We start from the raw sequence: 26,993 nt of genomic DNA, 5'->3' as shown, positions 1-26,993 counted from the left end.
AAATCTAAAATCCAAAACCCAAAATCGTTATGACTCAACTTAATGGGAATCACCACAACGGCAATCAGAAAAACGGGAATCACAAAAATGGAGTCAAACAAGATTCACCGGTACTTACAAAACAACAGAAAGCTGCTCAAGAGTCTTTAATTAACTCAAGTAATGAGGAATTTGAGCAAGCAATTGTCTTGCGTCAATCTCCAGTTTGGTCGCGGGCAATTATGGTTACTCTCATGGGGTTAGCCTGCTTTGGAATTGCTTGGGCTTATTTTGCGAAAATTGAGCAAGTAGTGCCAGCAACAGGTCAATTAAAGCCGCAAGGAACAATAAAAGAAGTTCAGGCTCCTGTTAGTGGAGTTGTGAAAACAGTTAATGTTAAAGATGGACAAGAGGTAAAGCCAGGAGATTTGTTGCTGACTTTTGATTCCATAGCCAGTGTTGCCGAATTAAATTCTTTGAATAAAATTCGTGTTGCATTAATTAAAGAAAATCAAATTTATCGGCGATTAATGGGGGCAACTACTGCCGGGGGATCTGAACTTTTATATTTGCGCGGTAATTTGCCACAAGAAACTGCTTTTCTACTGAAAAGTCGGGTAGCGTTAGTAGAAGAAAATGACTTATTACGGACTCAATTAAGAAATTCTGGTCGAGATTCTACTTTAGGAATTGATGAGCAACAACGTCTCCGAGTTGCCAAAAAAGAATTAGATTCTCGTTCTGCTGCGGCGCAGTTGGAAGTAGAAAAAATCAAAAAACAACTAGCTCAAAATAAATTTAAGCTGGAAGATAGTAAAGCGAGTTTAGCCATTCAACAGGGTATTTTAGATAAATTGAAAATATTATCAGAAGAAGGTGGTATTTCTCAACTTCAGTATCTCAACCAGCAACAAGAAGTACAAAACCGCACGGCGGAAGTAGCACAACTAGGTGAGGAAGAAAAACGCCTCCAGTTTGATATAGAGAAGAGCCAACAAGAATTAAGCAATACGGTGGCTGTTTCTGATAAAAACGTTTTGGATAAGATAGCTGATAACAAACAACGTATTGCCGCAATAGATAGTCAATTCATGAAAGTTATCCTAGATAATGAACAGCGTTTGGCAGATGTCAATAGTAAAATCTCTCAAACACAGTTAAACGTTAAGTATCAAGAACTTCGTGCGCCTGTAGCTGGAACAGTTTTCGATTTACAAGCGAAAAATCCTGGATTTGTAGCGAACCCGACGACAAAAATGCTGCAAATTGTCCCAAAGGAAAACTATATAGCTGAAGTTTTCATCACTAACAAAGATATCGGTTTTGTGCGAAAAGGCATGAAAGTAGATGTGAGAATTGATTCTTTTCCTTACAGCGAATTTGGCGATATCAAAGGGGAAGTGATGGGGATAGGATCAGACGCATTACCGCCAGACCAAACACATCAATTTTATAGATTTCCGGCAAAAATTTCATTGGATAAACAATCTTTAGTAATTAAGGGTAAAAACGTCACATTGCAATCAGGTATGTCAATCAGTGCCAATATAAAAGTACGCGAAGAACGGACTGTGCTTAGTTTATTTACTGAGTTGTTTACCAAGCAAATTGATAGTCTTAAAGAGGTACGTTAAAATAATTCGTAATTGATAATTCGTAATTCGTAATTGAATTAGTTGGAGTCTAAATCTGCAACTAATTGTAGACCGCTAATTTTAAATAATTTTAAAAAAATTTGGCTATTTACTCAAACCATTTTAATTACGAATTACGAATTAGTAATTGTGTTGAAAAAGCGGGCAGGGGAATACTGACTCTTGCGTTAATTTGTAGAAGTGATATCTACGATGGACTGTTTCGTGATGCAAATTCTAAAACTTGATGTGATGGAGCGATCGCTATCTTTAGAAGAATCTTCATCTATCTTTCAGAAAGCGATCTCGCCCCATATTTGCTCTAGGCTACGCTAATGCGGCTACCTTCTCTAACAAGCCCTGAAAGAGCCTTAAGCCATCACTATTACCCAGCATTGCGTCAGATGCCCTTTCTGGGTGCGGCATCATTCCCAACACATTGCCCTGACGATTGCAAATCCCGGCAATGTTGTTCAGTGAACCGTTGGGATTCTCCCCTTCATAACGAAACACGACTTGCCCGTTATCTTCAATTTCTGCCAGAGTAGCTTCATCCGCGTAGAATCGTCCCTCTCCGTGGGCAATAGGCAAAGTGATAACTTCACTATTGGTATAGGCTTGCGTCCATAAGAGATTGGTACGCTCAACTTTTAAGGGGACGCGATCGCAAATAAAATGCAAATCCCGATTTCTGGTTAACATCCCTGGCAAAAGTCGAGCTTCAGTTAATACCTGAAAACCGTTACAAATACCAATGACAAACTTACCCTTTTGAGAATGTTCGACAACCTGCTGCATCACGGGTGAAAAACGTGCGATCGCACCGCAGCGCAGATAATCCCCGTAACTAAAGCCACCAGGGATGATGACGACATCCAAATCAGCAATGTCTGTTTCTTGATGCCAAACCATACGAGTTGGTTGTAAAAGCAAATCTCTGGTTACATAAGCAACATCGCGATCGCAATTAGAACCTGGAAAAACAACAACACCAAATTTCATGATTGGGGAATGGGGAATGGGGGATGGGGAATGGGGGATGGGGAATGGGGGATGGGGAATGGGGGATGGGGAATGGGGGATGGGGGATGGGGAATGGGGAATGGAGAATTATTGAACAAGTCTTCCCCCTCTGACTTGTCTCTTCTTTATTCCCAATGCTTAATGCCCCATGCCCAATGCCCAATGCCCTATTCCCAATGCCCTAAAAGACTCCCGTTTGGGTTTCGACTTCAATCAACTCAAAGCGGTAATTTTCAATTACGGGATTTGCTAGCATTTGGTCACAAATGCGATCAAGGTCTTGACGAGCTTTCTTTTCCTCAGTCGAGGTGATGGTGAGTTCAATGTACTTGCCAATCCGCACCTGGTCAACGTTATCGTATCCCAGTTGCTGAAGACCGGATTGTACAGCCACACCAGCAGGGTCTAAGACTGAAGGACGAAGTGTCACAAAAATTTTGGCTAGATACTTGGTTTGCACGGCTTTTGCTGAATGCTGCGATCGCTATACTATAACTTTCTGTTCCAACTGAGTGAAAATAAGATTACGAAGCAGTTAAAGTTAATTGATCAATTAGCCCATCTAACAGCTTCAACTACAGTGGCATATTTAAATAATTGTCTATGAGAGCTATACGCACCCGCAGTCAAGAGCGTATTTTCAACCTGCTGAAAACTATCAAAAAAGGCATTTCTGCCCAGGATATTTACGTAGAATTACGTAATACAAATCAGAGTATGGGTTTAGCAACAGTTTACCGTTCTTTAGAAGCCTTAAAACTCGAAGGCATAGTACAAGTACGGAATTTGGCTAATGGTGAAGCCCTCTATAGCCTAGCCCAGCAAGACAAACATCACCTTACCTGCTTGCAATGCGGTGTCTCAATTCCAATTCATCAATGCCCCGTGCATGATTTAGAAGAGCAGTTAGAATCTAGCCATAAGTTTAAAGTTTTTTACCACACCCTAGAGTTTTTTGGGTTGTGCAGCCAATGCCAAGTAAATCAAGCTACTGGGATTGGTCAATAATCATACCAATTCTATGAGAGGAATAAAGCGTATTTTACTTCCATCCTCATTATTGACCTTAGTGGTGCTATTTTGAGGAACGACTTCGATAATGCCGATTTTAGCGAAGTTAACCTCTATGGGGGAATTATCAGTCAGAATAGCTGAAAAAGGTTGTCAGTAGATAATTGTGATTGTCTCGTTCCCAGTCTGAGACTGGAAACGAAGTTTGAAAAGGGTTTTAAACTGAAGTTGACACCAATGCCACTCCTCACTCCTAACCAGGGCGGTTATTTTCTAATCCTGGTATTTGCTTAGAAAACAACTCGTTAGAGTCAACCTGACCATTTGAGATAACGGAACGCATACCTTCAAAAGCAGCAGGAATAGTACGCGGATCTATAAACAATACCTTGCTGCTATCGCTTCTACCAATTGTCGCGCCCATATCGAGATAGCCCAAAGCAAACAGAACTTCCACTGCTTTATTAGCATTGGGATTAGTCTGGAGTTTTTGGGCAATAATGTCTGCTGATTCTGCGATCGCCTGCGCTTTCAAAACTTGCTGCTGACGTTCCGCTTGAGCCTTCAAAATGATCGCCTTTTGTTCAGCTTCCGCTTGCAGAATTGTCGATTTTTGACGAGCTTCCGCATCCAGGAGTTGCGCGTCAGCTTTACCTCTGGCGCTATTGACAGCAGCTTCGCGTTCACCCTCAGAAGTTAAAATTGCTGCGCGTTTGCGTCGTTCTGCCGACATTTGCAATTCCATCGATTCTCGCACTGCCTGAGATGGAATAATATCTCGCAGTTCTACCCGTGTAACTTTCACTCCCCAAGGATCGGTAGCAACGTCCAAATCCCGTAGCAAAAGTTCACTAATGTGAGAACGAGCAGTAAAAGTTTGATCCAACTCCAGTTGCCCCATTTCAGCGCGAATTTGAGTTAGCACCATATTTATCATTGCAGCCTGGAGATTTTCTACCTTGTACCAGGCTTTTTCCATATCCACGATGCGCCAGTAAAACACTGCATCTACCTCAATGCCAACATTGTCGCGGGTGATACACTGTTGTGGAGGAATATCTAAGACTTTTTCGCGGATAGTTTCTTTGTAGACAATTTTATCTATGAAAGGAAAGATCACGTTTAGTCCTGGTTCCAGTTTTTTGTTATAACTACCCAATCTTTCCACCAAAGCTTCATTGCCCTGATTGACGACTTTCACAGATCCCGCGACGGCAGAACCACCAAGGGCTAAAAGTACGAGCAAAAAAAACTGTTCCATTGTGAATCTCCTGATTTTTTAAGTATTAAATGTCAAAGAGAGTAGGAAATGGACGAGATGGGGAAATAAAGAAAATAACCAATGCCCCATTCCCAATTCCCAATTCCCCATTCCCAATAATTAAGAATTCAACAAATTTTCTGGTATCACAATCAAAGTAGTACCCTCTCTCCTAACCACATAAACTCTTTGATGGGGTGCTACAGTAAATTTGTCATCGTCACATCGTGCTTGCCAGGAATTTCCCTCATACAACACCCGCCCTGTTTTACCAGGCAGAATTTCGGTTAAAGTTTCGGCTATGACTGCATCCTGAATTTTCGATTTGCGTCGTCGTGGTTGCAAAAACCGACGAGAAAGCATGATTAGAAATGTGGAAAGTAATAGCCAAACTACAACTTGCAACCATACATTTCCCAAACCCACTCCAGACAGCAGCGCCACCACAAAAGCGCTAATTCCCATCATGAAGGCGACAAACGCCGATGGTAAGAACAGTTCCATGAGACACAAAACTGCTCCCGCCAGAAGCCAGATTAAGGTCAAACTTGGCATAGTGCCATCCTAGACTCTACATTGACGTAAATCCATTTCTACGATTAGATACAGCCAGACGTAAGTTATTTACAGAAAGCAAAACTTGGTCTTTTTACCAATAATTTTGATTACTTTCAGTAACCAGATGTAGCTAGCGGTACACAAATCCAGTCTATTCTAGCCTTCAAGCCATTGCCAGCTAAATGTAATCGAAATTCATGAGTTGATTGGTTTTTAAATTTATACTTTTATGATTTCTACTCAACTGACAATTTATTGTATAAATCCAGGCTGTAATAGCCCCATTAATCCTATTGGAGATCGTGTTTGTGCAAGTTGCCAAACTCCCTTGGTTCACCGTTATCTTTGGGCTACTGGCTCATTGTCTGCTCAAATTACACCAGGCACAAAAGTAGCAGACAGATATGGAGTAATTACTCGCCAGATTTGGCTGGATACTCAACCAGGACTACCACCAGATGTCCCTGAAGAATTACCGAAGGAAGTAATTCCTTATCTACGGTTATATCAAGAACGGTTACATCTGCCCCAAGCTTATGGGTTTGCTAGTGATGGTGAGGAAGATACAACTGATATCTTGTTATTAGAAAATGTGCCGATAGATGACACAGGAAATATCTATCCAACTATTGTTGAGGCTTGGGAGCAAGCAACGGCGGTACGACAAGTTTATTGGCTGTGGCAAATTCTCCAACTTTGGACACCTTTATCAGAATTAGGACTTAGCCGCAGTTTACTGGTAGTAGACAACTTGAGAGTCCAAGGTTGGTGTGTGCGACTGTTGGAACTCTACCAAACATCAGAAGATGAGAAGCTGAGTTTAAAAAATCTGGGGGAGTGTTGGCAGTTTTGGGTAGCTTCTGCAAAGACATCAGTAGCTAAAGGGTTGCAGAACATAGTCCAGGAGATGTGTGAAACGGAAATTGAGTTGGATGATGTTGCTACTCAACTCAATGGTTTATTACTAGCATCTGCGGCAGAATTACCACTAGTTTTTAAAGTGGCAGGCTCTACAGATATTGGGCCGATTATGGCGCAAAATGAAGATGCTTGCTACCCGAATACTTTGAATGACTTAGATGAGCCTTTATTGTCCCACTTGTCAATTGTTTGCGATGGCATTGGTGGGCACGAAGGCGGCGAGGTTGCCAGTAAATTGGCAGTGCAGTCTGTAAAGTTGCAAATTCGCGCCTTACTAGCGGAGGTTACAGAACAAGCTGCACTTGTATCACCAGAGTTATTGCAAGAACAATTAGAAGCAAGCTTACGGGTGGTAAATAATGTGATTTGTGCCCGCAATAACGAACAAAAACGTCAAGGTAAAGAACGTATGGCTACAACCATTGTCATGGCGTTGCAAGTTCCACAACGAGTACAGACAAGTACTGGGTGGCAATCAAATAATACCCATGAACTTTACTTGGCTAATGTTGGCGATAGCCGTGCCTATTGGATTACTCGCAACTATTGTCAGCTACTCACAGTAGATGATGATGTGGCGACGCGAGAAGTCCGCTTTGCCAAAAGTTTGTATCGAAAAGCATTAATAAGAACAGATGCTACTGCCTTAACTCAAGCGTTGGGGACAAGAAATGCAGAATCTTTACGTCTCAAGATTCAGCGATTTATTGTGGAAGAAGATGGCATATTACTACTGTGTTCTGATGGTTTAAGTGATAATAACAGGGTGGAACAATATTGGCAAGATTACGCAATACCCGTGTTAAAAGGCCAGATGACAGTTGAAGATGCTGTCCGCAACTGGATTAACTTGGCAAACGAAAAAAATGGGCGTGATAATACGTCAGTTGTTCTCACTTATTGCCGTGTTTCTCCCGAATATTTAGTACCTGTGACTCCGGCGTTGCCAGAAGAGATTATAGAAGCAGAGATAAAAGAAGAACAAGAGGAATTAGAGGAATTAGAGGAACAACAGGAATTAGAGGAACAACAGGAATTAATTTCCTTCACAGAAAGTTCGCAAACTTTGCTAGATTTGGATCTAGATTTGGATCTAGATTTAGATACTTCAGAGGAATCAGTTACAAGCCCAGAAATTCCACCAACCTTAATTACAAAACCTAATCGGGGTAAACGCTTGGTAATGCTGGGGGGAATTTTTGCGTTGCTTGTAGGGGGTACAAGTTTAGGATTATTTGCTTGGTGGCAAATTAATCCTCAAGGATTCCAGCAAATGTGTCGGCAACTTCCTCAAAAAGTGCAGCAATTGTGTCCACCTGGTAATTAGCTTGCTAATTTGAGAATATTGAAGAAGACTTCAGAAGTCAGAATTAATGAGTCAGAATTAAGATGCTCGTAAGCGTTGCAATATAATCTTTTTCGGTCACAATCCATTCTGTTACCGGTAGCGAGTAATTTAACCCATTCTGAATCCTGACTCCTGAATTCTGTTGCGATAAATAATCGAAAACGCGAAGTATGCTTAAGACGCTTCGCGTTTATATGCTAAAAAGAGTGCCTAATTAATTGTCGTCCTAAGCTGCAACTTTTTCCTCAAATGGCTTAAAAGTTTTTTTGCTAGCGCCGCAAATTGGACATTTCCAATCATCAGGAATTTCTTCAAAAGGTGTACCAGGTGCAATCCCAGAATCGGGATCGCCAGCAACGGGATCGTAAATCATGCTGCATTGTCTACAAATCCATTTACGAGTTTTAGGATCTTCAGCTGCAACTCTGGTTGCTGTTTGTCCTCCATTTAATACTTCTAGAGCTTCAGCATAGCGATCGGCGTGGTAATTTTCGATGAATTTTAGCAAGCCAAAACGGTGTGCAGCTTCTCGAAATGTGTTGGCATGATCGGTAGATTCTTTAACTTGTTTGAGAAATTCTTCAGCCGCAGGATTGTCGCGATCGCGTTGGGCATCGGCAGCAAACTCTGGATACATTGTAGTATATTCATAAGTCTCGCCTTCAATTGCCAAAGATAAACAGCGAGATATAATTTCTCGTTTTTGTTCATCAGTTAAAGCAGCCGCATTTTCTACCACAAGTTCTGGATGCAGCAACTTAAAATGTGCAAAAGCGTGTTCAGTTTCTTGATCTGCTGTTTCTTTAAAAAGTTTTGCCAAGTCTGGAAACCCAAGTTGACGCGCTACGTCAGCAAAAAACAAATACTTGCGATTTGCCATCGATTCACCACCGAAGGCAGCTTCTAAGTTTTGAAGTGTAGTAAAGTTGGACAAATCCATAATTTTGGATGACAGCGAAGTGATATTTAGTACGAAAACACAGACTCTACAACCGGATAAACGAGCCGTTCTTTGTATAAGCTAGAAACGGTTTATACAAACTTTTTCAGCCCATATTTAGCAATCCGTTTTGTTAGCTGCTCTTGGACAATTATATTCGAGTAAAAAGCTCGAATGAATCAGAGTAGCAGTCTCATTTTCGCCTACCCTAACAGGACTAGCAATGCCCAGGTTACTAGCTAAGGTTTTGAAACGGAGAATATCGCGTTTATGAGGCAATACGCTTGGGTTAAGGGCTACTGGCAAAAATTTTGGGTTTTTGAGACGCGATAAATCGCCGTCCAGACAAGTGTTTTGGTCTTATCTGAACTGTATTGGTTTATGAGGAGAACTTTAATTATCTCAGGCGATTCCACCGTTTACACGGATGTTTTGCCCAGTAATCCATCTGGCTTCGTCGCTAGCGAGAAACGCTACGACATCGGCGATTTCTTGCACATCTCCCAGTTTGCCAAAAGCAGCCATTTGAGCTAAACGATCTATTTGTTCTTGGGTTTTGCCTTCTCGGAATAGTTCTGTATCGGTAGGGCCAGGAGAAATAACATTAACTGCGATCGCTTTTGCACCCAATTCTTTAGCTAATACCCGCGTGATTTGTTCAACAGCACCCTTAGTTCCGACATAAGCGCTATAAGTTGGCAGCATCATCACCGTAGTTGATGACGAAAAGTTGATAATCCTTCCGCCTTCTGATAGGTGTTGCGCGGCTTGTTGACAAGTAAAAAAAGTACCTTTGACGTTAATAGCAAAAATCGCATCGAAATCTTCTTCACTCACCTGAGTAATTGGTTTATAGAAGGCGATTCCGGCATTGTTGACCAAAATATCGACTTTACCAAAACGCTCAAGTGTTTGCTCAAACAGGCGTTGGATGTCGGGTACTTTGCTAATATCGGCTTGGATAGCGATCGCTTCTACTCCCAACTTTTCAATTTCTGCAACAACTTCCTCTGCTTTGGCTGCATTACCCGCATAGTTGACGACAATAGATGCGCCGTTACCAGCTAATTTTAGTGCGATCGCTCGTCCAATTCCCCGCGATGAACCAGTGATAATTGCAACTTTCCCTGATAAAGATGCCATAGATTAATCTAGTTTTATTTTGCTTCACCAAGGTGATTATCTGCTGTTAAAGTACTGTACTAAGGTTAAATTTTGTCATTTGTCTTTTGTCTTTTGTCATTCGGTTATTAATCTCATGTCCTCCACTTGCCAAATGCTTAGTAGAGACTCGATTAATCGCGTCTCTACCCACTCCCCTTAATTAAGATTCTGGAACGATCGCAGCGCCATCTCTAAGATTGAGTAACCCTGAGATAATAACTTTATCTTCTGGTTGTAATCCTTCAAGAACTTGGTAATTATTACCTTTGATTTCGCCTAGCTTCACGCGCTTTTGTCGAGCTACTTGTTGAGATACACCTTGGGGAGATGTTTCGGTTTCAACTACATACACGAAAGTGTCGCCACCTACACGAGTCATTGCAGTTGTGGGGATTAAAATTCCGGGGCGCTGATTCCAAAATAATCTAGCCCTTACCAATTGATCTGCACGTAGCTGACCGTTAGGATTGTCAAAAAGTGCTTTGATCAGTATCCCTTGTGTTTCGTTATTAGCAGTAGGCGCAATGAAAAATACTCTACTTCTACCCAGCTTTTGACCTTGTGTATTCATTACTTCCACTGGCATTCCCTTACGCAATTGCGGCCCTTGCTGTAGTGGCACAGAGATGTTGACTTCTAAAGGCCGATTTTGCGTGAGATTAACTAATTGTGTGGAAGTATTAACTAAATCACCTACTTTCACAGCAATGTTGCCAACTGTGCCACTAAAAGGAGCGGTAATTTTGTCAGATTGGATTTGTTGTGTTTGAGTATTTACATTAGCTTGCTGCAACGTTTTTTCAGCCTGCAATATATTGGATCTTTGGGCTTGAATCCTGGAATCAATTGCATCAAGACTAGTTTTAGCATTGGCAAGTCGATCGGCAAACTGATTGCGAGTCTGTCGAGACACGGCTCCTTGTTCAGCTAAAATGGAGTACTTTTCGTAGGTTTGCTGATACAATTGCACATTCGCAACGTAGGATGCTCGTTGGGCTTCTAGAGATTTGAGTACAGTGCGGGCAGTTTCCAGTTGCAATAAAAATCCTTGAGGCGCAGCATTGTTAGGAGCGATCGCTGCTTGTGATGTACGACGATCTACTTGGATAATTGCCGCCCCTTCGGCTACTGGATCTCCCGATTTCACAAATATTTGGGTAACTTGGCCCTGAATCCTCGGCTGGAGGATGACTGAGCGCTGGGATTTTAGGCTAGCAATAAAATCTGAACTTTCCTCAATTATGCCGCTTTGTACTGTGGATACTTTGACTCTTACCCCTTGAGGTTGAGCGTTAGTAGTTGAAGGCGCTGAATTTTGCGGAGTGAGCAAACGCCAAACGAGGGCTGTTCCGCCCCCTAACAATAGTAGTAGTGCCGCTAAAAATAACCAAAGCCACCGCCGTTTTCCAGAAGGTGGCTCAAATGAGGTTTGTGGAGCTTTTTCTCCAAAATCAGTTTGAGGCTCAGGGGATGTCATGGCTTATGAGGATAAGGAACAAATTAACTAGAATTCAATCAAAATTTCATCTGTTTATCTTGAAATTACTGATTTAGCATGAGGTTTTGTGGCAAATTATGTGTTACCCCATCCAAATATACAGTTTTGATGATTCTGTCTTAATCTACCGAAAGGTTAATCCGTTCCTTAAAACCTATGCAAATCTCAATTGTTCCTCAAAAAGATAGATATCGCTATGCCTAAACTATGCAGATAGACTTGCACATTAGAGAACTTCAACAAATAAATTCTCGATAGGCACAATTCATCAATTGTGCCTACATCATTATTTTGAGATGTCTAAGCAGCACCTTTGTTCAACTCACTGTAATCACTGTTCCCGCACTCTCATTGGCCAATCTATCCACCGCACATACGGCATAAGTTCCCGCTTGTTGAACGGTAGCGAAGGTTGTGCCAGCAGACAAAATTCGCTGAATTGTCCAAGTATCACCAGTTTGTCGATAAAGCGTCCAAGAACGAACTGGCTGATTATCTCCAGGCTGCCAACTCAGTTTGCGGTTATTGACTTGTAATCCAATGGGTGGAGGGGGTGGCGTTGTATCTTGCCAAGGCAAAGTTGGCGGTAGCGCAGGTTTGTTATAAAGCAGACTTTGGAATTTATCAGCAATGCCCTGACTATTTTGCGTCAAAACACCGAGATTAAAGAAGATATTGCCCAGTGATAACCGTCCTGCTTGGCTACGACTAATTTTCACCTGCTTTTCAATCTCATCACTCTCTCGACTCTTGTTGCTTGGTTCTGTCAAATTGTTACCAGCGTAAACGTGTCTTTGCTTTGTGTTTACCTGTGTCCACCACTGTAGCAATGCTGAATAACTTTGTTGTGTTTGATCTGTGCGCCAGTAAAGTTGAGGTGCAATATAATCAATCCACCCTTCTTCTAACCATTTTTTCGAGTCGGCATACAACACATTGTAAGCATCTAACCCAGTAATGCCAGCAGGTTGTCCGGGACGATAAATCCCAAAGGGGCTGATACCAAATTTCACATCGGGTTTAGCTGCTTTAATTCCCTGCCAGAGACGCTGTACCATTTTGTTAACATTGTCGCGTCGCCAGTCACCAAGGTTGAGTGAACCACCAGCTGCTTGATATGCAGCATAAGTTTTGTTATCGGGGAAAGGTTGCCCCTCGATGGGATATGGATAAAAATAATCATCTAAGTGAATGCCATCAACATCGTAGCGCTTCACTACATCTAGAATTACGTTGTAAGCTCTATCTTGAACTATTTTCAATCCTGGGTCCATCCAGCGTTGAGTTTTCCATAAATAAACGCTTTCTGGATTAGTCGCTGCTATGTGGGGACGTACTGTTTTAGCTGGGTCGGTGGAAGTGCTGGCGCGGTAAGGGTTGAACCAAGCATGGAGTTCAATATTACGCTTGTGACATTCTGCGATCGCAAACGCTAAAGGATCGTAAAATGGTTCTGGTGCTTTTCCCTGAGTTCCTGTAATCCAGGCACTCCAAGGCTCTAATTGCGATTCATATAAAGCGTCTCCCTCCGGTCGCACCTGAAAGATAAGGGCATTGAAGTTTAGCGCTTGTAATTTAGTAATAATCTCAGTGAGTTCAGCTTTCTGTTGAGCAACAGAAAGTCCCGCCTTAGAAGGCCAATCACCATTCCACACAGATACTACCCACGCCCCTCGGAATTCCCGACTATGATTTACCCTAACGCTACCAGCTGGTGTTGGTATTGGTATTGGTATAGGTGTTGGTATTGGTATTGGTATTGGTATTGGCGTTGGTGTTGGTATTGGTGTTGGCGTTGGTGTTAGTGTTGGCGGCTGTACTAAGTAACTAGAGGCAATTTTTTCTGCTTTGCCTAAATACACCAAAGCTTGATAAATAATTACTGCTACATCTGCACGGGTAGCTGCAAGATTGGGATTGAGTAATTTGATATTTGGGAAACTAACCACTAATCCAGCACTAGTGGCAATAGCTACCTGATTTCTCCCATACGTAGGAATCTGAATAGAATCTTGATAAATTTGTGGGAGTGTTGAGAGGAGGTCTGGTTTTATCTTGGTGGCAATTTCTAAGCCCGCTACCAAAGAAATTAAAACTTCCGCCCTAGTAATTCGCTCGGCGGGGCGGAAACTTTTATCAGGAAACCCGCTAATAAATGCTTTTTCGTAAGCTGTTTGAATGGCAGCTGCTGCCCAATAATTTATGGGTACATCCACAAAAGGTACGTATTGCCGCTTCTTAGTAACTGTGCCAAATGCGTTGGCGATGATGGCGGCAAATTCAGCGCGAGTGAGTGAGTTATCGGGACGATATGTGCCATTCGGCGACCCACTGACAATACCACGTTGAGCTAAGGCTGTAATAAATAAGCGTGCCCAATGGTTTTGAATATCCGAGAAGGGAGTAGCAATAGATACCATCGTAGATTGCAGCTAGCTGGCCTTGATTTTGATTTCCTTAGTTAATTTAGCAATTTTCTTGGCGTAGGCGTAGCCCAACCTAGGCATCGCTGCTACAATCTCTTATTAAACTTTCACTACTCAACAAGTTTGGGAATGGGTCATTAGTAATCGTTTTTCCCCATTCCCCATACTCTATCTACTAAGTAGGATTTGCTGCTTGGTCAGGAGGATTTGAGGTAGAACGCGCATTCAATGACAGCATTACGCGTGAAATTCCAGTAAAAATAATGCTGACACCAACTAGTGTGCCAAGAAGCCAGGGCGCATTGAAGGGCCACTGGAACCAAATCATTGCACCTAAGACCAGTGTAATAATGCCATCACCTAGTATCCACGTCCAGTTCTCTTGGGGACGTAACCGGAATGCCAGAATTAACTCGAATGTGCCTTCAGTTACCAAAAAGGTACCAAGCAACAGAGTCAGTGTGAGAATACCTGTAAAAGGATAAACAAACAGCATTATACCCGTTGCGATATAGAGTCCGCTCAATAGAAGTTTCCAAATAAAACCTCCTTCGTGGCGGGTTTGAGTGGCATAAACTAGTTTTGTAAATCCAGCGAAAATCAAAATCACCGCAATCCAAGTCTCGGCGAATAGGGTGGTGAAATTAGGCGCTGCGATCGCAATCACCCCGAAAACACTTAGGAGAACACCACTTATCAGCGCTCCATTAACATCCTTGTTAATATTTCTAGAAACGTTAGTCGTCATATAAACTTTTCCCTAACTCTACAATTACGTTAGGGAATTTCTCAGTCACAGAATAGAACCCTAAGATAGACTCATGGGTATTAAATTTCAGCAGGAACTAGCTATCATAAGAGTTCTGCAAGACTGCTTAGGCGTTCATAAACAGAGATGAGGCGATCGCCTTCAAGTTCAACAGAAGTATTAGGATAATTCTGAATGGCTCCAAGGAGTGTAACTTCACCATTTTGTTGAATAGATGTACTTAAAGCACTTCGCAGCGCTTGCTGATCTAGTTGTCCTGCGGGGGGATGAACTACTTCACCAATTTGGTTAACTAAAATTGGCCCTGCCCAGCTTGACAGTAAGTTATTTAAAAAGGCAGGATCGGCTTTTATTGGTGCTTTCAGTGCTTTACGAGCTACTGCGGGATCTTGTTTGGCTGCCTCTAAATAAGCTTGTAATGTGGGGGTAGTCTTGCCTGTTTCTGTAAACTGACTTAATTCTTGAACAGAAACTTGCCCCTGAAAAGTACCATACTTTAAAACAACTTGCTCGGCGGCATTGGCATTACTAGTTGAGAGGAGAACAAAAGCACTTACGCCTAAAGCTACTGTTTGACTGAGTAACTTAGTAAATTTGCTATTGTTTAATCGATTAAAAATTTGAGAAATCTGCATTTTATCGAACTTCCTAATGGTGTGGAGCGTACATAGTGCTAGAGATACATAATTAGGGGTGTACATCTGTACGCCCCTATAGCCAGTTTATTTGTTGCAAAATCTTGTTTGGAAATGGCGTTATCAACCTTGTTCATTAGAAGAAGCTAATGAGGTAGTATTGACTGATCTTCGTCTATAGTTGGTGCAGGTATACCCAAATGCTTCCTTGCTGATTCTTCAGCTAGCTTTCGGTCTTGCTCGTTCTCGAACTGACTCTCATCTAACAGATGAGGGTTTTTTGCCGCTTCATCTCGGCTTGGTTTATAGCCATTTTTCCACTTATACTTCCAGTCCATAATTTAAAAGGCAGATATACTGCGATTTGATTACCTAGTTCTTCATCGTAGGCGCTGAATGGAACATGACACTCCTACTAGAGGTTGAAGAGCCTCATTCTGAGGGTACAAATTTTACATCATCTTAAAGTAAGAATACTCTATAACCTTAATTTTAAAGCTATCAGGAGTTGCGATCGCAAATTGAATAACTATTGTCATCATCTGCGATCGCTGCTGAGTGTTATGTAAAATTTCACACTTGCAGAATTTGTTTGGTTTTATATTTTAATTCAAAAACCGATATGATAAATATTATTTTAGATATTGCCGAAACACAAAATAAGACAATTATGCTTAAAGAACAGATTACACAAGAACTAGAAAAATTACCTGAACCTCTGTTACAGGAAATTTTAGATTTTGTTCAGTTTTTGCAAGCCAAGTACCAGAAAGATAAAACTTTAGAAATTACCATTATGAGTGAATCATCACTGCAAAAAGATTGGTTAAGACCAGAGGAAGATTCAGCATGGCAGGATTTGTAAAAGGTGATGTTGTTATTGTTCCATTTCCATTTTCAGACTTAACTCAAACAAAACGTAGACCTGCTTTAGTTATTGCTACTCTTCAGGGAGATGATCTGATCCTTTGCCAAATTACAAGCCAAGCTGTTGGCGATATTTATGCTATTCAACTAGATAATAGTGATTTTAGTTACGGTCGATTAAATCAATCCAGTAATATCAGACCAAATCGGATTTTTACTGCTGATAAACAAATTGTTTTATATCAAGCAGGTCAAATAAAACTTGAAAAATTAACAGAGGTGATTAATAAAATTATTGAAATTTTACAGTAATCAAGACTGTAGTTATATCGAGTATTTGATTAAGTTGGACTGGTGTCAGCTTATGGAGTAGCTATAGCTGACGGTTGCGTGACGATTGCACATGGATTTGGTACATCTGATTGTAAAACAGAGACTCCAAAGCGTTTTAGTTTGGATAAGTCCATCAATACTATATTAGTTTGAGTTGGTGTACTTTTATTAGCACAGACTCGCATAGACACCAAAAAACTTCCAGAAGCAGGATTTGGATTTGATTTTTTCTCAATAACTTCTAAAAAAGCTCCACGGGGAAGTGATTGGTTGTTTTCCAAAGAGATGTCATTATTGGTTTTAATTACCCAACCAGGAGAAAGATTATCAAGCGATCGCGCTACGGGTGTCGCTTCGGCGGTAGGCTTTTGAGTTGGTGTGGGATTGGGAAGAAATGGAAATAAGCCTGATGGCGATCGCAGTTGCTTCACGAACAATCCTAGAGAACCTGTTGCTACCACAAATATTAGCGGAACTATCAACTGTAGCGGTAATTTAGGAGTTTTGACTGGCTTAGTCTCTGGAATTACCTGAGTTACTCGCTTTGATAAAAACTGAGTTGGTAATTCATCTGCTTTTACCTCTTCTAAAAACTTATCTACATCAATTGAATGTGATTGGTCTACTGGTGGTTCATAAGTATTTGATTGCTGAATTTGAGGTTGATTTGTGTTTCTTTGTCGAATAACTTTTTCTTCAATTTGTGCTACTTCTTCATCCCTAATTTCTAAAACGTGCTGATATCGCCTTAACTCTTCACGAATCTCTTCTGTAAACGGGTACTGATGCTCAATTGCTTGAGTTATTACTTGTTCATACTGCTGCAATTTTTGTTGATAGGCCTCTGCCTCTGCTATGATTCGGGCTGTAATTGGGTGAATATCTTCAGCTTTTAGACCTAAGAGTTGCTGCTGTTGCCACAGTTGATTATGGTTTGCTTGGCTCAAAGGATATTCCTGCTGCACAGCTCTTATAAATGCCTGCTCAAACTGCTGTAACTTTTGTCGATATGCCTCCACCTCTGCTCTAAGGCTATTTTCAATTGCAGCTAAATCCTCATCCTTAAGTTGCCATTCATGCTGCATTTGTTGCAATTGATGGCGAGTAGGTTGACTTAGGGGATACTCTTGTCGCATTGCTTTAGCTAACGACTGCCTGTACAGTTGCAGGTGTTGCTTATATGCTTCAATTCTGGCTTTAACCTGCGCCTCAATTGGCATTGTATCCTCATTCCTCAGCCCCAAAATTTGCTGAAGATTCTGTCGTAGCATATTGAGATCATCTTCACTGAGAGCTACTTGCTGCTGGAGTGCCTCACTAAAGTCCCGCTCATATTGCTGTAACTTTTGTTTAAATTCCTGACGAGCAACTGCTAACATCTCATCTTCAATTGCAGTTGCTTCAATCTCGGATAGTCCCAAGCGGCTTCTGAGGGCATCCAAAGTCTTGCGACCCACAAAAGAAACATCGCCACGGCTACTGTACCGCGCTACTTCTTTGCGATACTTCTGTTTGGGATCACCTTGCGGAACTTTTGTAAGTCGAATCTTAAAGCCTTCTCTACTTGTGTAGATTTCTGGCCTCATCGTCGGCTGTATTTCTCTAACTTTTCTGCTGGCATACTCATGCAGCTCGTCAATTGAGACAACCCCATCTTCATCTAGGTCTGCCGCCCCAGTTGTAATTCCTTCAATCAAATAACGAGTATAAATTGAGAGGTCTGACCCCTGCTGCTCAAAGGAATATTGAGTTGAACTGGATGAAGTGAGAACAGCCCGCCCCTCTCCTCCTAATTGCTCACGGATATTTACATTGCCGTCATCTTTGGCTGATAAACCCTCAGCAAAAGCACCACTAAAGCAACTATCCAAAATGACAACTTGCCGTTTAGAACGGCTGCGGCTCATGCTTTCATGGACAACACTGGCTGCTACTGCCGATGAGCGAATTAAATCACCTCTGGGAGTTTTGCGTGTGGTGCGGGTTGCTAAAAACAGTCTGCCAGTGTCATCCTTAATCCCATGACCAGAGAAAAAGAGAACTAACAGATCATCTTTTTGACGATGGGCAAATAGATTTTCGATAGCTTCCTCCATATCTTGGCGCTGGGGATTTTTTAGCACCATAATATCTGTCTCAGTAAAGCCACCCATTTCTGGGTGTAACAGCACTTGCTGCATCGCCTCAACATCTTTTACAGCACCAGGTAGTGGGTTTAACCCAGGCTCATACTCACTCACCCCAATCAGCAACGCTACCTTAACCATTTGAGATTCTCTATCCTGCTACAAATTTCTGTGCTGCCTCAATTGCTGCTTCTAACTCTTGCCGACTACTGGCTTTGACTTTGAGTTTCTTGCCATTAGACTCGATTTCTAGTTCAATAGTTTTGTTACCAAGGCGATCGCCTAAAAATCCCATCAGTGCTTTAATATTCTTGGCATTCACCTGCGTTGTTAGCCAACCCACAGCTAGCCCTGTAAGTGACTTGCTTCCTTCCGGTGCTTCTGCTTCACGGTAAAGACTAGCATCTTCCACTTCATCCAGTTCCAGCATCTGTTGCAATAGTCTCTGCGTTTGGTCTTGCAGTTCATCGTCATCTAAACCAGGCTCTTGCAAGGCGATAGTAATCTGGACGTTGGATGTACTCGCCATTCTCAACCTCTAATTGTGGTTAATGCTTAAATTATCATAAGTATCTTATACAATCCAACTAGTAATAATTCCGGTCTGGATTATCGTAAATACAAATTTTGCCAAAATGCATAGCGTGCGATGAATAAGAAGAGTACTGCAAAGTAAAAATATATACTATTTTTTGACCACAGCTAGCTAGGTTAGATTTTTATTTCCTTTGTTAATTTTGCAATACGAGAGCGATCGCTATTGCTGTGTCATATAAAATTCCAGACTTGCAGAATTTGTTTAGTTTTATATTTTCATTCAAAAACCGATGTACCCTTCTCTACGGGACGCAAGCTATGGACAACCGTAATTTTTAATCCTTACGTATATTTGCTAATTACTTTATCAAAAAGGCTAATTGCTTTATCAAAAAGCTTGTTTACTTTCTCAAAATACTTAAATGCTTTCTCAAAAGAAGCTTTTGCTTTCTCAAACCCCAGTTTGCTTAATCATTTTGGTGTTTTCCGCAAGTAAAAGAAGCTTTTGCTTTCTCAAACTCCAGTTTGCTTAATCATTTTGGTGTTTTCCGCAAGTAAAAGAAGCTTTTGCTTTCTCAAACCCCAGTTTGCTTAATCATTTTAGTGTTTTCCGCAAGTAAAAGAAGCTCTTGCTTTCTAGTAAGTAATACCATTTACAAAAATTTTTCTACTAAATGAATCGGCTGTAAGAGCGTACAACTGTCATTGGTGTCAACTTAACGTGAAAGCCTTTTCAAATCTCGTTTCCAGCCAGAGAGTAGTAAGGGACTTCCAAAAAAAAATACTTAACTACTTCTTGTGGGGTGGGGTGGGCGACGCGAGCGCCCGTAGCTAAAGGCAGACAAGATATCCACTCCACAAGATTGGATAATTTCTTCGTTAGAAGTCCCTAATGCTGCTACTTGATCTGCTGCCGCCAGTAAGTGAAGCGAAGCCTAGTACGCTACGGCGCAAATAGAGAAACTATTTAAAATCTCTAAAAAGCTGATTCCATAATACTTTTGACTTTTGACTTTTGACTTCCGACTTGCGATACTAGCCTGTTGACTTTGTACCTTTTTATGGGCTAAAAATTCATGCAAAATTTATAAGATTTATGTCTAAAGAAATAAGCGCACAATTCATATTTATATCTCCAAAAGCTATATATGTACATAATAATCACTATCAACCAATCTCTCTAAAGATATAACTAAAAAAGCTAATTTTAGGATAACTCCATCTGTAGGCTCACGCAATTTCAACAAAAAACGTTAATACTGGAAAGTAACTTTACCAGCACGAAACCTGATTGTAATCAAAAATTACAGTCTAGGAAAAGCAAATAGAGAAAATAGTACAAACAATGGCAATTTCTACAGACCGCACTCAAGAGATTCAAAAGCTGCATGAACTAATCAAAAATATTGATTATGGTATGTTTACCACAGTCGATGATGATGGAAGTTTGCATAGTTACCCCATGTCAAAAAGTGGTCAGATTAACTCTGAAGCCACACTCTGGTTCTTTACTTATGCTGGTTCCCATAAGGTTACTGAGATTGAACACCATGAGCAGGTCAATGTTAGTTTCTCGTCACCCGAACAGCAGCGATACGTTTCTATCTCAGGTACATCACAACTCGTAAAAGACCGCAATAAGATGCGAGAGTTATGGAAGCCAGAACTTCAAACCTGGTTTCCTAAAGGATTGGACGAACCCGATATTGCTTTACTCAAGGTGAATATTAACCAGGTCAATTATTGGGATAGTACATCGAGTTTTAAGCCACAAACAATTAGTTTTTAACATCATCACGAATTTAAATAATTTGTAGTTAATAATTACGAATTATTTAAAGTCGTGTAATTGTTGGACGAAATTGGCAAAGACTAAATATTTTAAATTACAAAAAATATAATGACAGATAAAAATAATGATGAATCCGTGCAAAACCATATGTCTTTAGAGGTAAAGCGGCGGCATTTTTTAAAAGGTACATCATAGCCCCCTCCTAGCTTGCTCTTAGGGGGTTTGGGTTCTTGTACCTTACAAGGGCGGAGAACCGCTATATTTAACATTACTCCATCAAGTAAGGAAAAGAAGTTTATGCCTTACCAAGAGATTGCAGACTTACCTGATTCAGTCAAAACTCACTTACCCAAGCACGCCCAAGAAATTTTTCGGGCTGCATTTAACAATGCTCAAGAAGAATATGATGAAGAGGAGCGTGCCTTTCGTGTTGCTTGGAGTGCTGTGAAACGCGATTACGAAAAAGGCAGTGATGGGCAATGGCACAAAAAGCCAGAATAGCTCGATTCGTGTTCAGCAGTTTTATTAATTTTGCACAAAAAATCTTTGTTAAAAAAGAAATCCTTATGAATTATCTTGTTGCAGTTTTACCAGATCGAATACAAGTAGAAGCCGCTTACTCTGCTCTGGAAAAAGCAGGCTTGCCAACTTCACAAGTAAATATTTTGGGAGATGGTTATCTAAGTGCTGATGAATTTGGAATGATTGATCCCGATAAGCAAGCCCGCAAACAATCAACTCGGCTCTTTGGGGGGCTTGTAATCTTTGGATTTGTTGCAGGTTATGCCTTTAACTATCTCACAGAAGTTGAAATATTTCCCCAGTTTGCTCGATTTGGCAATGAATTTCTTGCTGGTATATTAGGAGCGATAGGCGGTGCTTTGGGGGCTGGTTTAATCGGTCGAGGAACTGGCATAACAGTTGGCAGTGGCGATGCTTTACCCTATCGTAACCGTCTGAATGCTGGTAAATACCTAATTGTAGTTACCGGAAATGAGGATTTAACACGCGAAGCTACGCGTGTACTGCGTCAATTTGAACCAGAGAATATTCAAGGCTATACAGACTATTCACAAAAGAGCAAACTTGTGAGGAATTAAGTATCAACATCGGGTTCAACGCCGAGCGATCGTAGTTGTGCAATCAACCGTTCAGCCCGTTGTCTTTCTTGTTCAGCTCGTTGTCTCTCTTGTTCAGCTCGTTGGCTTTCTTGTTCTGTAGAAGTCAATACCCAGTTGAGAGTCCCATCATACCAACGTAACCAGGGCTGTTCTACATTTTGATAGTATCCCCGCCACACGCCCAAGCCTAATTCTAATTCCGGTATCCAAAAACGTGAATCCGACAATGCTATCTCAGCATAACGACCTCCATCTAATTTAAATACCCTAAACTCATATTTGTACCGATCAAATACTACATAATAAGGAACACGTAGAATCCGTTCATATACTTCCCATTTTCCTGGTGGTTGCTTGATATCCCGCAATGTCTGTCCCAAGTCTTCCTTTTCAGTACCTGGAGATAGCAATTCAACCACAATAAAAGGATGAACTCCCTCTTGCCAAACAACATAACTTAAGCGTAAATCTCGTTGTTCGTAGAGACGGGAAACACCTAAAACAGCAAACCAATCTGGTCGCTTATGCCACAGTGGATGGCGCGGATCGTAATAAAGATTCAGATCGCTAGCAACAAATATCTCATCACTAGGATAATTCTGTGGACGAAAGGTTTCGTCTAACAGACGAGGTTGCAATAAATGAAACTGATCGGGCAAACCAGGCTCCTCTGGATCTTCACTAGGAAGATCGTACATGGTCGGCAATACATCTTTTGGCGATCGCGGCGGGTCAGTTTGATACATCATAAAGCAGTCGTAATGATGAAACTCTCAGTTCTATTATGATTCAATTGTTTTTGAGTAACTTAACACCTTGCAGAACGAGGCAGCATAAATTTCTCACCTTCTGCTGCGAATTTACCACGAACCATCAGCACAGTTTCGTCAAACGTATGAGGGAATGATTCCACATCTTTAACATCTAAAAGTTCTGGACTAAAGTAAATCACTACTTCTTCAATGGGTTGAGATATCTTAGCAAGAATATTCTTCAAAGAGCATATCTGCGGTGCTACAAGATCAAAAAGATGAAGTCGGGTATCTTCTATCTCCATGCAGGCGATTAAATCTAAATCTTCTGCATAGTATAAAGTACGACTTCCTTCATTGACACAGAACACAGGTTTTTCCTTGACTACGCCAACTATGTTAGAGACAGGGGCGCGTGTTTCTAAAAGTCTGTGTAGCAATGTGTAATCTTTGGTATCTGTAAAATCCAGTGTTCTGAAGCCATCAGTGCTAGCTGTAGAGTCACATTTAACTTTGAAAATATGTTCTTCGATTACACGAAAGCCAAAAGGTAAGTAAAATTCTGGCTGTGGTGTTGTTAGTACCAAAGTTTCGTAAATGCGATCGCAATATCCTAGCACTTCCTCCATCACTTCCCGGTAATACCCTCTCCGGCGAAATTCTGCACGGGTAGCTACTCCATGAACTCCTCCGACAGTGAGCTTTTCTCCCATAATTTGCATGGGAATTTCTAACACTCCCACATGAGTAATAGCTATATCATCATGAAAGCGAATAAACGGAGTTGAAGCTGTTTCCCAGGATGCTCCTAGTTTTCTTGCACATTCTGCTAAACTCGTGAGTCCAGGAAATGTGACTTCCATCAAGTCAAAAAGCTTATCGCTAATGCTGGGTTCAGCAGAGAATGACTGTTTGAAACGATACTGGCTCATAGTTCAAGTATTACGATCAATTCGGTAAAGACTACAAAATCAATTCCAGCAAATCCAGAAAAAGGGAAATATAAATGGATAGCAAGGGCGTAATATCTCCAAGGTTTAACCCAATATTTCTTAAGCCTGAGTCTCTTCAAATAAGACTAAGCCATACTTCTCGCCAGTAGGCAAAAAGCCAATTTGTTGATAAACTGCTTGGGCTGCTTGGTTACTATGACTTGTAAATAGGATGGCACGTTTTACTAAGAGCGATCGCGCTTCTAACAACGAGCCTGCTACCACACTTTTGGCATAGCCTTTCCCCCGCAACGCTGGCGGTGTCCACACTCCACCAATTTGCACAATATCAGGTAGACTGGCATTGAAAGCAGAGTAAGAAACTAGAGTATCTCCTGCTACCAAAACCCAATGCATACCCATATCTTGATGTGCTTCAATTATGCGATCGCAAGCAAGTCTTAAACTTGGAGTATCGGTTTTTCCTAAAGCTTCCACGTTATAAGTAACGCACCATTCGCTAAGTAATTCCAATTCTTCTGGATGTGGCAAACGACACTGCACCTTTGCCGATGCTAAAGCTTCAGGTATTTGTAAGTCTTGTAGTGCTAGAGAAAACAATATCTCATGTTCATCAAGCTGAGTTGGTGTGTTGCTAAGTCCCAAAATGCTTTTTGTCGCTTCAACTTGTGCTGCTGGGCCACTAATTCCAGAAATAGCACGTCCAGATTGTGCCACAACTGCTTGCACCACCTCTGACAAATATACAGGTGCTTGGACTATTATCATCCCATTCCAAAAATGGGCTGCAACTGCCACTATACTTTCATCTAAGTAGGCTGCTACGTAAGTTCCTTGAAATCTTGCACCTTCATCAAGCAGTCCCGCAGTTCGCCAATTAGAGCGCAAAAACATAGAAGTATCAGCGTGTTGCAAGAGAAATGCTTCTAGCGATACTTCATCTCCAGATTGCAGGGTTTTCAAAGTAGGCACAAAAAACTCCTGAGTATCCAATTCAGTTTACAGAATAAGCGGTTTCGGCAATAGTAGTAATGCCCTTGTGAAGTTTGTTCTAACTCTGACAATTCAGGTCATCTCTAAAAGTTTACGAAAAATCTAACCCCCTTCCCAACACAGAAAGGGGAAAATTCAAAGTCTCTCTCCTTTTAGGAGAGAGATTTAGAGAGAGGTTTTCTAGATACTGTAAAAAACCAGGTTCTAGTTATACAGCAGATTGTAGCTTGGTGAGGCACAGATAATCGTAGGGGCAATTCATGAATCATTGGTGTCAACTTAAGCTCAAACACTCAATTTACCGGAGTTTTAGATCCCCCAACCCCCTTAAAAAGGGGGCAAAAAACTCTAGTTCCCACCTTTTTAAGGGGGGTTAGGGGGGATCAAAAATCTAGGTGGTACATCGAAAATTTTTGAAATGCTTATCAGACTCGGCTTTCACGTTAAGTTGACACCAATGTTCATGAATTGCCCCTACCCATGTACTTCATTTACCTGAAATACGTTGTATATAGTACGCAGAAAAGATCCCCCTAAGTTCTAACCGCAGCGATATCTGATGACAAAAAGTACTATTGAGTGTACTATTTGCTGCACAATCGTATATTCCATGCTAAAAAGTGAATGATAAATACAGGTACGAGGTTGAGTATCTTGGCAAATTTCCTCAAAGTAATTCATAGATATTCACTACTCCTATTCAACAGCTATAAACATTAGAAAAAAATTGGAGATAAAATGGTTTTTAATCAAAAAACAACTGATAACGATTGGAATTTCGATGAGAGTAGGACACTGATACAGGCACTTATAAAAGATTTCTATAAAAATAATTTAAATAATTTTGCAGATCCAACTAAACAAGAAGAATTAGTTTCAGCAGGTAAAGAAATATCCCAAATAATTATCTTGTTTAATAGACTTCAAAAACTCATCAATAGAAACGCACCACAAAAAATTTGGTGGGACGAAATACCGAGAATATTGATACCTGATAATAGGAATACAATTCAAAGAGAACTGACTGAACTCTCGAAAGCTTTAATATTTGCCATAGAAGCTTTACGTGAATCTTCATCGAATATAAATATTGCCCAGGCAATTAGATTTGATGTTGAACAAATTGTTTGCAAATATGAACATCCTATAACAGGATTTATCATCAATCCATTTCTATCAGTTCATCGTTCACCATCAACGACGACTAAAGTAATTTTTGGACTTATAAGTGCTGTGTTTATATATGGAGGAATTACTTCTTCTTCTATCGCAGGACTTTGGATGTTTTCAGAAATGATTAATTATTATAATAACAATAATTATAATATCAACAAGAATTCTTTACAAAGCGAAATCAAAGAAATTCAAAAATATACAGATAACCGAGTAGAAGAAATTCAAAATCAAGCTGAAACGAAAAATAAATCTGACAACACAAATTCTGCATCGGCAGATGATGTTAGTAAATTAAAAACAACCAAAGAAGAAATTAAAGAGTTAAATACAATATCACAAAAAAATGCAGAGTTCAAGAGTACAGAATTGACAATTCTAAATAGTAACCTTGCCGAATTAAATGCACAATATAGCAAAAGGCAATCTGTAAATCAGAAGTATAATGAATTTCTTCTCCAACTCAGTTTAGCCATTTCGGCAGGAACATTAGGTAGTATTATCAGTATTTTAATTAGAATTGAAGAATTTCAAAAAAAGAAATATTCCGAGCCACTAACTCCATTTCTTGTTGGTGCTTTTAAACCAATGATTGGAGGAGCTTTTGCTGTTTTATTTTTAGCCTTAATTAACTCTGGGCTAATATCAATGTTTATTAATCCCAGCATCTTCAAGCTAAATCCAACTACGAATCAAGAATCATCTCAAGACCAACAAAGGTCTTTGATTTTTGTAATAGCATTTGTTGTTGGTTTTAGTGAACGACTTGCAAAAGATTTTATCGGTAAAGCAGAAGAAATAGCAAGTGGAAACCGAGAAAATCCTGAATATAAACCAGTTACTAATGAATTATCAATTGATGTAGATAGTTTAAATATGCCAGAAAAGAAATCAGCTATAAATACACTACCGCAGCAAGTAGATAGTAGTGATTCGCTAAATGGTGCAGATGATTTAGACCTTAGCAAAGGCGATCGCTAATCTCAACAAAATCAAGGATTCTTGGTGTTGGGTTTCGTTCCTCAATCCAATCTATGCTTATAAGTATGAGGAAGTTCATGAACTTATCTTTGAGAGTGGTTATTTGATGCAAAGTATTAATCGCTTCGAAGAAATGGCAGAAATTCGCCAAAAAATTATTCTACCATTTAATTTATATGACCAATGGCATCTTACATG

25 protein-coding genes are annotated in these 26,993 nt (G+C 40.6%); 9 read left to right on the top strand and 16 right to left on the bottom strand.

Going from position 1 to position 26,993, the window contains the following annotated elements:
• Positions 1-29: 29 nt before the first annotated feature.
• Complete coding sequence (locus tag IQ274_RS09325) at positions 30-1,613, top strand: HlyD family efflux transporter periplasmic adaptor subunit (RefSeq protein WP_194142066.1); 1,584 nt, start codon at positions 30-32, stop codon at positions 1,611-1,613.
• A gap of 327 nt (positions 1,614-1,940) precedes the next feature.
• Here IQ274_RS09325 and purQ read toward each other — a convergent pair whose 3' ends face one another.
• Together purQ and purS are read right to left on the bottom strand one after the other, a co-directional pair.
• Entirely contained in the window at positions 1,941-2,615 is a 675-nt protein-coding gene (gene purQ, locus IQ274_RS09320) for a phosphoribosylformylglycinamidine synthase subunit PurQ (protein ID WP_114080347.1), read from the bottom strand.
• 202 nt (positions 2,616-2,817) lie between these two features.
• Complete coding sequence (gene purS / locus IQ274_RS09315; protein WP_012412776.1) at positions 2,818-3,096, bottom strand: phosphoribosylformylglycinamidine synthase subunit PurS; 279 nt, start codon at positions 3,094-3,096, stop codon at positions 2,818-2,820.
• A gap of 143 nt (positions 3,097-3,239) precedes the next feature.
• Between purS and IQ274_RS09310 the strand changes: the two genes are divergently transcribed.
• Positions 3,240-3,644: a Fur family transcriptional regulator gene (locus tag IQ274_RS09310; protein WP_163929027.1), complete on the top strand. Its 405-nt coding sequence runs from the start codon at positions 3,240-3,242 to the stop codon at positions 3,642-3,644.
• 256 nt (positions 3,645-3,900) lie between these two features.
• On the opposite strand, the gene IQ274_RS09305 is transcribed toward IQ274_RS09310, so the two are convergent.
• Both IQ274_RS09305 and IQ274_RS09300 read right to left on the bottom strand, forming a co-directional pair.
• The gene (locus tag IQ274_RS09305) at positions 3,901-4,908 is read right to left on the bottom strand and encodes an SPFH domain-containing protein (protein ID WP_163929028.1); all 1,008 of its coding nucleotides are present in this window, start codon (positions 4,906-4,908) and stop codon (positions 3,901-3,903) included.
• A gap of 120 nt (positions 4,909-5,028) precedes the next feature.
• Positions 5,029-5,463, bottom strand: a complete 435-nt coding sequence (locus tag IQ274_RS09300; RefSeq protein ID WP_163929029.1) for an NfeD family protein — start codon at positions 5,461-5,463, stop codon at positions 5,029-5,031.
• 232 nt (positions 5,464-5,695) lie between these two features.
• Here IQ274_RS09300 and IQ274_RS09295 point away from each other — a divergent pair, with 232 nt between their 5' ends.
• Positions 5,696-7,714, top strand: a complete 2,019-nt coding sequence (locus tag IQ274_RS09295) for a protein phosphatase 2C domain-containing protein (RefSeq protein WP_194142065.1) — start codon at positions 5,696-5,698, stop codon at positions 7,712-7,714.
• 247 nt (positions 7,715-7,961) lie between these two features.
• Here IQ274_RS09295 and IQ274_RS37700 read toward each other — a convergent pair whose 3' ends face one another.
• The 7 genes from IQ274_RS37700 to IQ274_RS09260 all read right to left on the bottom strand — a co-directional run bounded on the left by IQ274_RS37700 (position 7,962) and on the right by IQ274_RS09260 (position 15,505).
• On the bottom strand, positions 7,962-8,675 hold the full coding sequence (locus IQ274_RS37700; protein WP_163929031.1) for a rubrerythrin family protein: 714 nt from the start codon (positions 8,673-8,675) through the stop codon (positions 7,962-7,964).
• A 402-nt stretch (positions 8,676-9,077) separates the two neighbouring features.
• On the bottom strand, positions 9,078-9,818 hold the full coding sequence (locus tag IQ274_RS09285) for an SDR family oxidoreductase (protein WP_163929032.1): 741 nt from the start codon (positions 9,816-9,818) through the stop codon (positions 9,078-9,080).
• A gap of 181 nt (positions 9,819-9,999) precedes the next feature.
• On the bottom strand, positions 10,000-11,316 hold the full coding sequence (locus IQ274_RS09280; protein WP_194142064.1) for an efflux RND transporter periplasmic adaptor subunit: 1,317 nt from the start codon (positions 11,314-11,316) through the stop codon (positions 10,000-10,002).
• A gap of 338 nt (positions 11,317-11,654) precedes the next feature.
• Positions 11,655-13,757, bottom strand: coding sequence for a glycoside hydrolase family 10 protein (locus IQ274_RS09275; RefSeq protein ID WP_194142063.1), 2,103 nt, complete (start codon positions 13,755-13,757; stop codon positions 11,655-11,657).
• Positions 13,758-13,938: 181 nt separating this feature from the next.
• Complete coding sequence (locus tag IQ274_RS09270) at positions 13,939-14,511, bottom strand: HdeD family acid-resistance protein (protein ID WP_194142062.1); 573 nt, start codon at positions 14,509-14,511, stop codon at positions 13,939-13,941.
• Positions 14,512-14,615: 104 nt separating this feature from the next.
• Entirely contained in the window at positions 14,616-15,167 is a 552-nt protein-coding gene (locus tag IQ274_RS09265) for an alpha/beta hydrolase (RefSeq protein WP_163929036.1), read from the bottom strand.
• 146 nt (positions 15,168-15,313) lie between these two features.
• On the bottom strand, positions 15,314-15,505 hold the full coding sequence (locus IQ274_RS09260; RefSeq protein ID WP_041565802.1) for a hypothetical protein: 192 nt from the start codon (positions 15,503-15,505) through the stop codon (positions 15,314-15,316).
• A 284-nt stretch (positions 15,506-15,789) separates the two neighbouring features.
• Here IQ274_RS09260 and IQ274_RS09255 point away from each other — a divergent pair, with 284 nt between their 5' ends.
• Together IQ274_RS09255 and IQ274_RS09250 are read left to right on the top strand one after the other, a co-directional pair.
• Entirely contained in the window at positions 15,790-16,032 is a 243-nt protein-coding gene (locus IQ274_RS09255; RefSeq protein WP_199346479.1) for a DUF2281 domain-containing protein, read from the top strand.
• Positions 16,017-16,346, top strand: a complete 330-nt coding sequence (locus tag IQ274_RS09250) for a type II toxin-antitoxin system PemK/MazF family toxin (protein ID WP_190964313.1) — start codon at positions 16,017-16,019, stop codon at positions 16,344-16,346. The genes IQ274_RS09255 and IQ274_RS09250 overlap by 16 nt, the downstream gene beginning before the upstream one ends.
• Positions 16,347-16,396: 50 nt before the next feature.
• On the opposite strand, the gene IQ274_RS36415 is transcribed toward IQ274_RS09250, so the two are convergent.
• Positions 16,397-18,634 carry a caspase, EACC1-associated type gene (locus IQ274_RS36415; protein ID WP_228058113.1) on the bottom strand — a complete coding sequence of 746 codons (2,238 nt, stop codon included), beginning with the start codon at positions 18,632-18,634 and terminating at the stop codon, positions 16,397-16,399.
• Positions 18,635-18,644: 10 nt separating this feature from the next.
• Positions 18,645-19,022, bottom strand: coding sequence for a hypothetical protein (locus IQ274_RS09240; RefSeq protein WP_163929037.1), 378 nt, complete (start codon positions 19,020-19,022; stop codon positions 18,645-18,647).
• 1,353 nt (positions 19,023-20,375) lie between these two features.
• On the opposite strand from IQ274_RS09240, the gene IQ274_RS09235 reads away from it, so the two are divergent.
• From IQ274_RS09235 to IQ274_RS09225, 3 genes are all read left to right on the top strand, one after another.
• Complete coding sequence (locus IQ274_RS09235) at positions 20,376-20,819, top strand: pyridoxamine 5'-phosphate oxidase family protein (protein WP_163929038.1); 444 nt, start codon at positions 20,376-20,378, stop codon at positions 20,817-20,819.
• 300 nt (positions 20,820-21,119) lie between these two features.
• A complete protein-coding gene (locus tag IQ274_RS09230) occupies positions 21,120-21,323 on the top strand; it encodes a ChaB family protein (RefSeq protein ID WP_163929039.1) in 204 nt (67 codons plus the stop codon).
• Between the two features lie 65 nt (positions 21,324-21,388).
• On the top strand, positions 21,389-21,922 hold the full coding sequence (locus IQ274_RS09225) for a hypothetical protein (RefSeq protein WP_194142061.1): 534 nt from the start codon (positions 21,389-21,391) through the stop codon (positions 21,920-21,922).
• On the opposite strand, the gene IQ274_RS09220 is transcribed toward IQ274_RS09225, so the two are convergent.
• The 3 genes from IQ274_RS09220 to IQ274_RS09210 form a co-directional block, all read right to left on the bottom strand.
• Entirely contained in the window at positions 21,919-22,689 is a 771-nt protein-coding gene (locus IQ274_RS09220; RefSeq protein ID WP_190933519.1) for a Uma2 family endonuclease, read from the bottom strand. The two genes, IQ274_RS09225 and IQ274_RS09220, sit on opposite strands and share 4 nt — an antisense overlap.
• Before the next feature lie 62 nt (positions 22,690-22,751).
• Positions 22,752-23,627 (bottom strand): GNAT family N-acetyltransferase, encoded by an 876-nt coding sequence (locus IQ274_RS09215; protein WP_163929041.1) that lies wholly within the window; start codon positions 23,625-23,627, stop codon positions 22,752-22,754.
• Between the two features lie 120 nt (positions 23,628-23,747).
• A complete protein-coding gene (locus IQ274_RS09210; RefSeq protein WP_194142060.1) occupies positions 23,748-24,620 on the bottom strand; it encodes a GNAT family N-acetyltransferase in 873 nt (290 codons plus the stop codon).
• A 759-nt stretch (positions 24,621-25,379) separates the two neighbouring features.
• Here IQ274_RS09210 and IQ274_RS09205 point away from each other — a divergent pair.
• On the top strand, positions 25,380-26,795 hold the full coding sequence (locus IQ274_RS09205) for a hypothetical protein (protein WP_163929042.1): 1,416 nt from the start codon (positions 25,380-25,382) through the stop codon (positions 26,793-26,795).
• The last annotated feature ends 198 nt before the right edge of the window (positions 26,796-26,993 follow it).

It is taken from the genome of Nostoc sp. LEGE 12447 (assembly GCF_015206985.1).
Lineage (GTDB): Bacteria > Cyanobacteriota > Cyanobacteriia > Cyanobacteriales > Nostocaceae > Nostoc.
The sequence above is the reverse complement of the archived record's forward strand: the minus strand, read 5'-3'. Positions and strand labels throughout refer to the sequence as shown.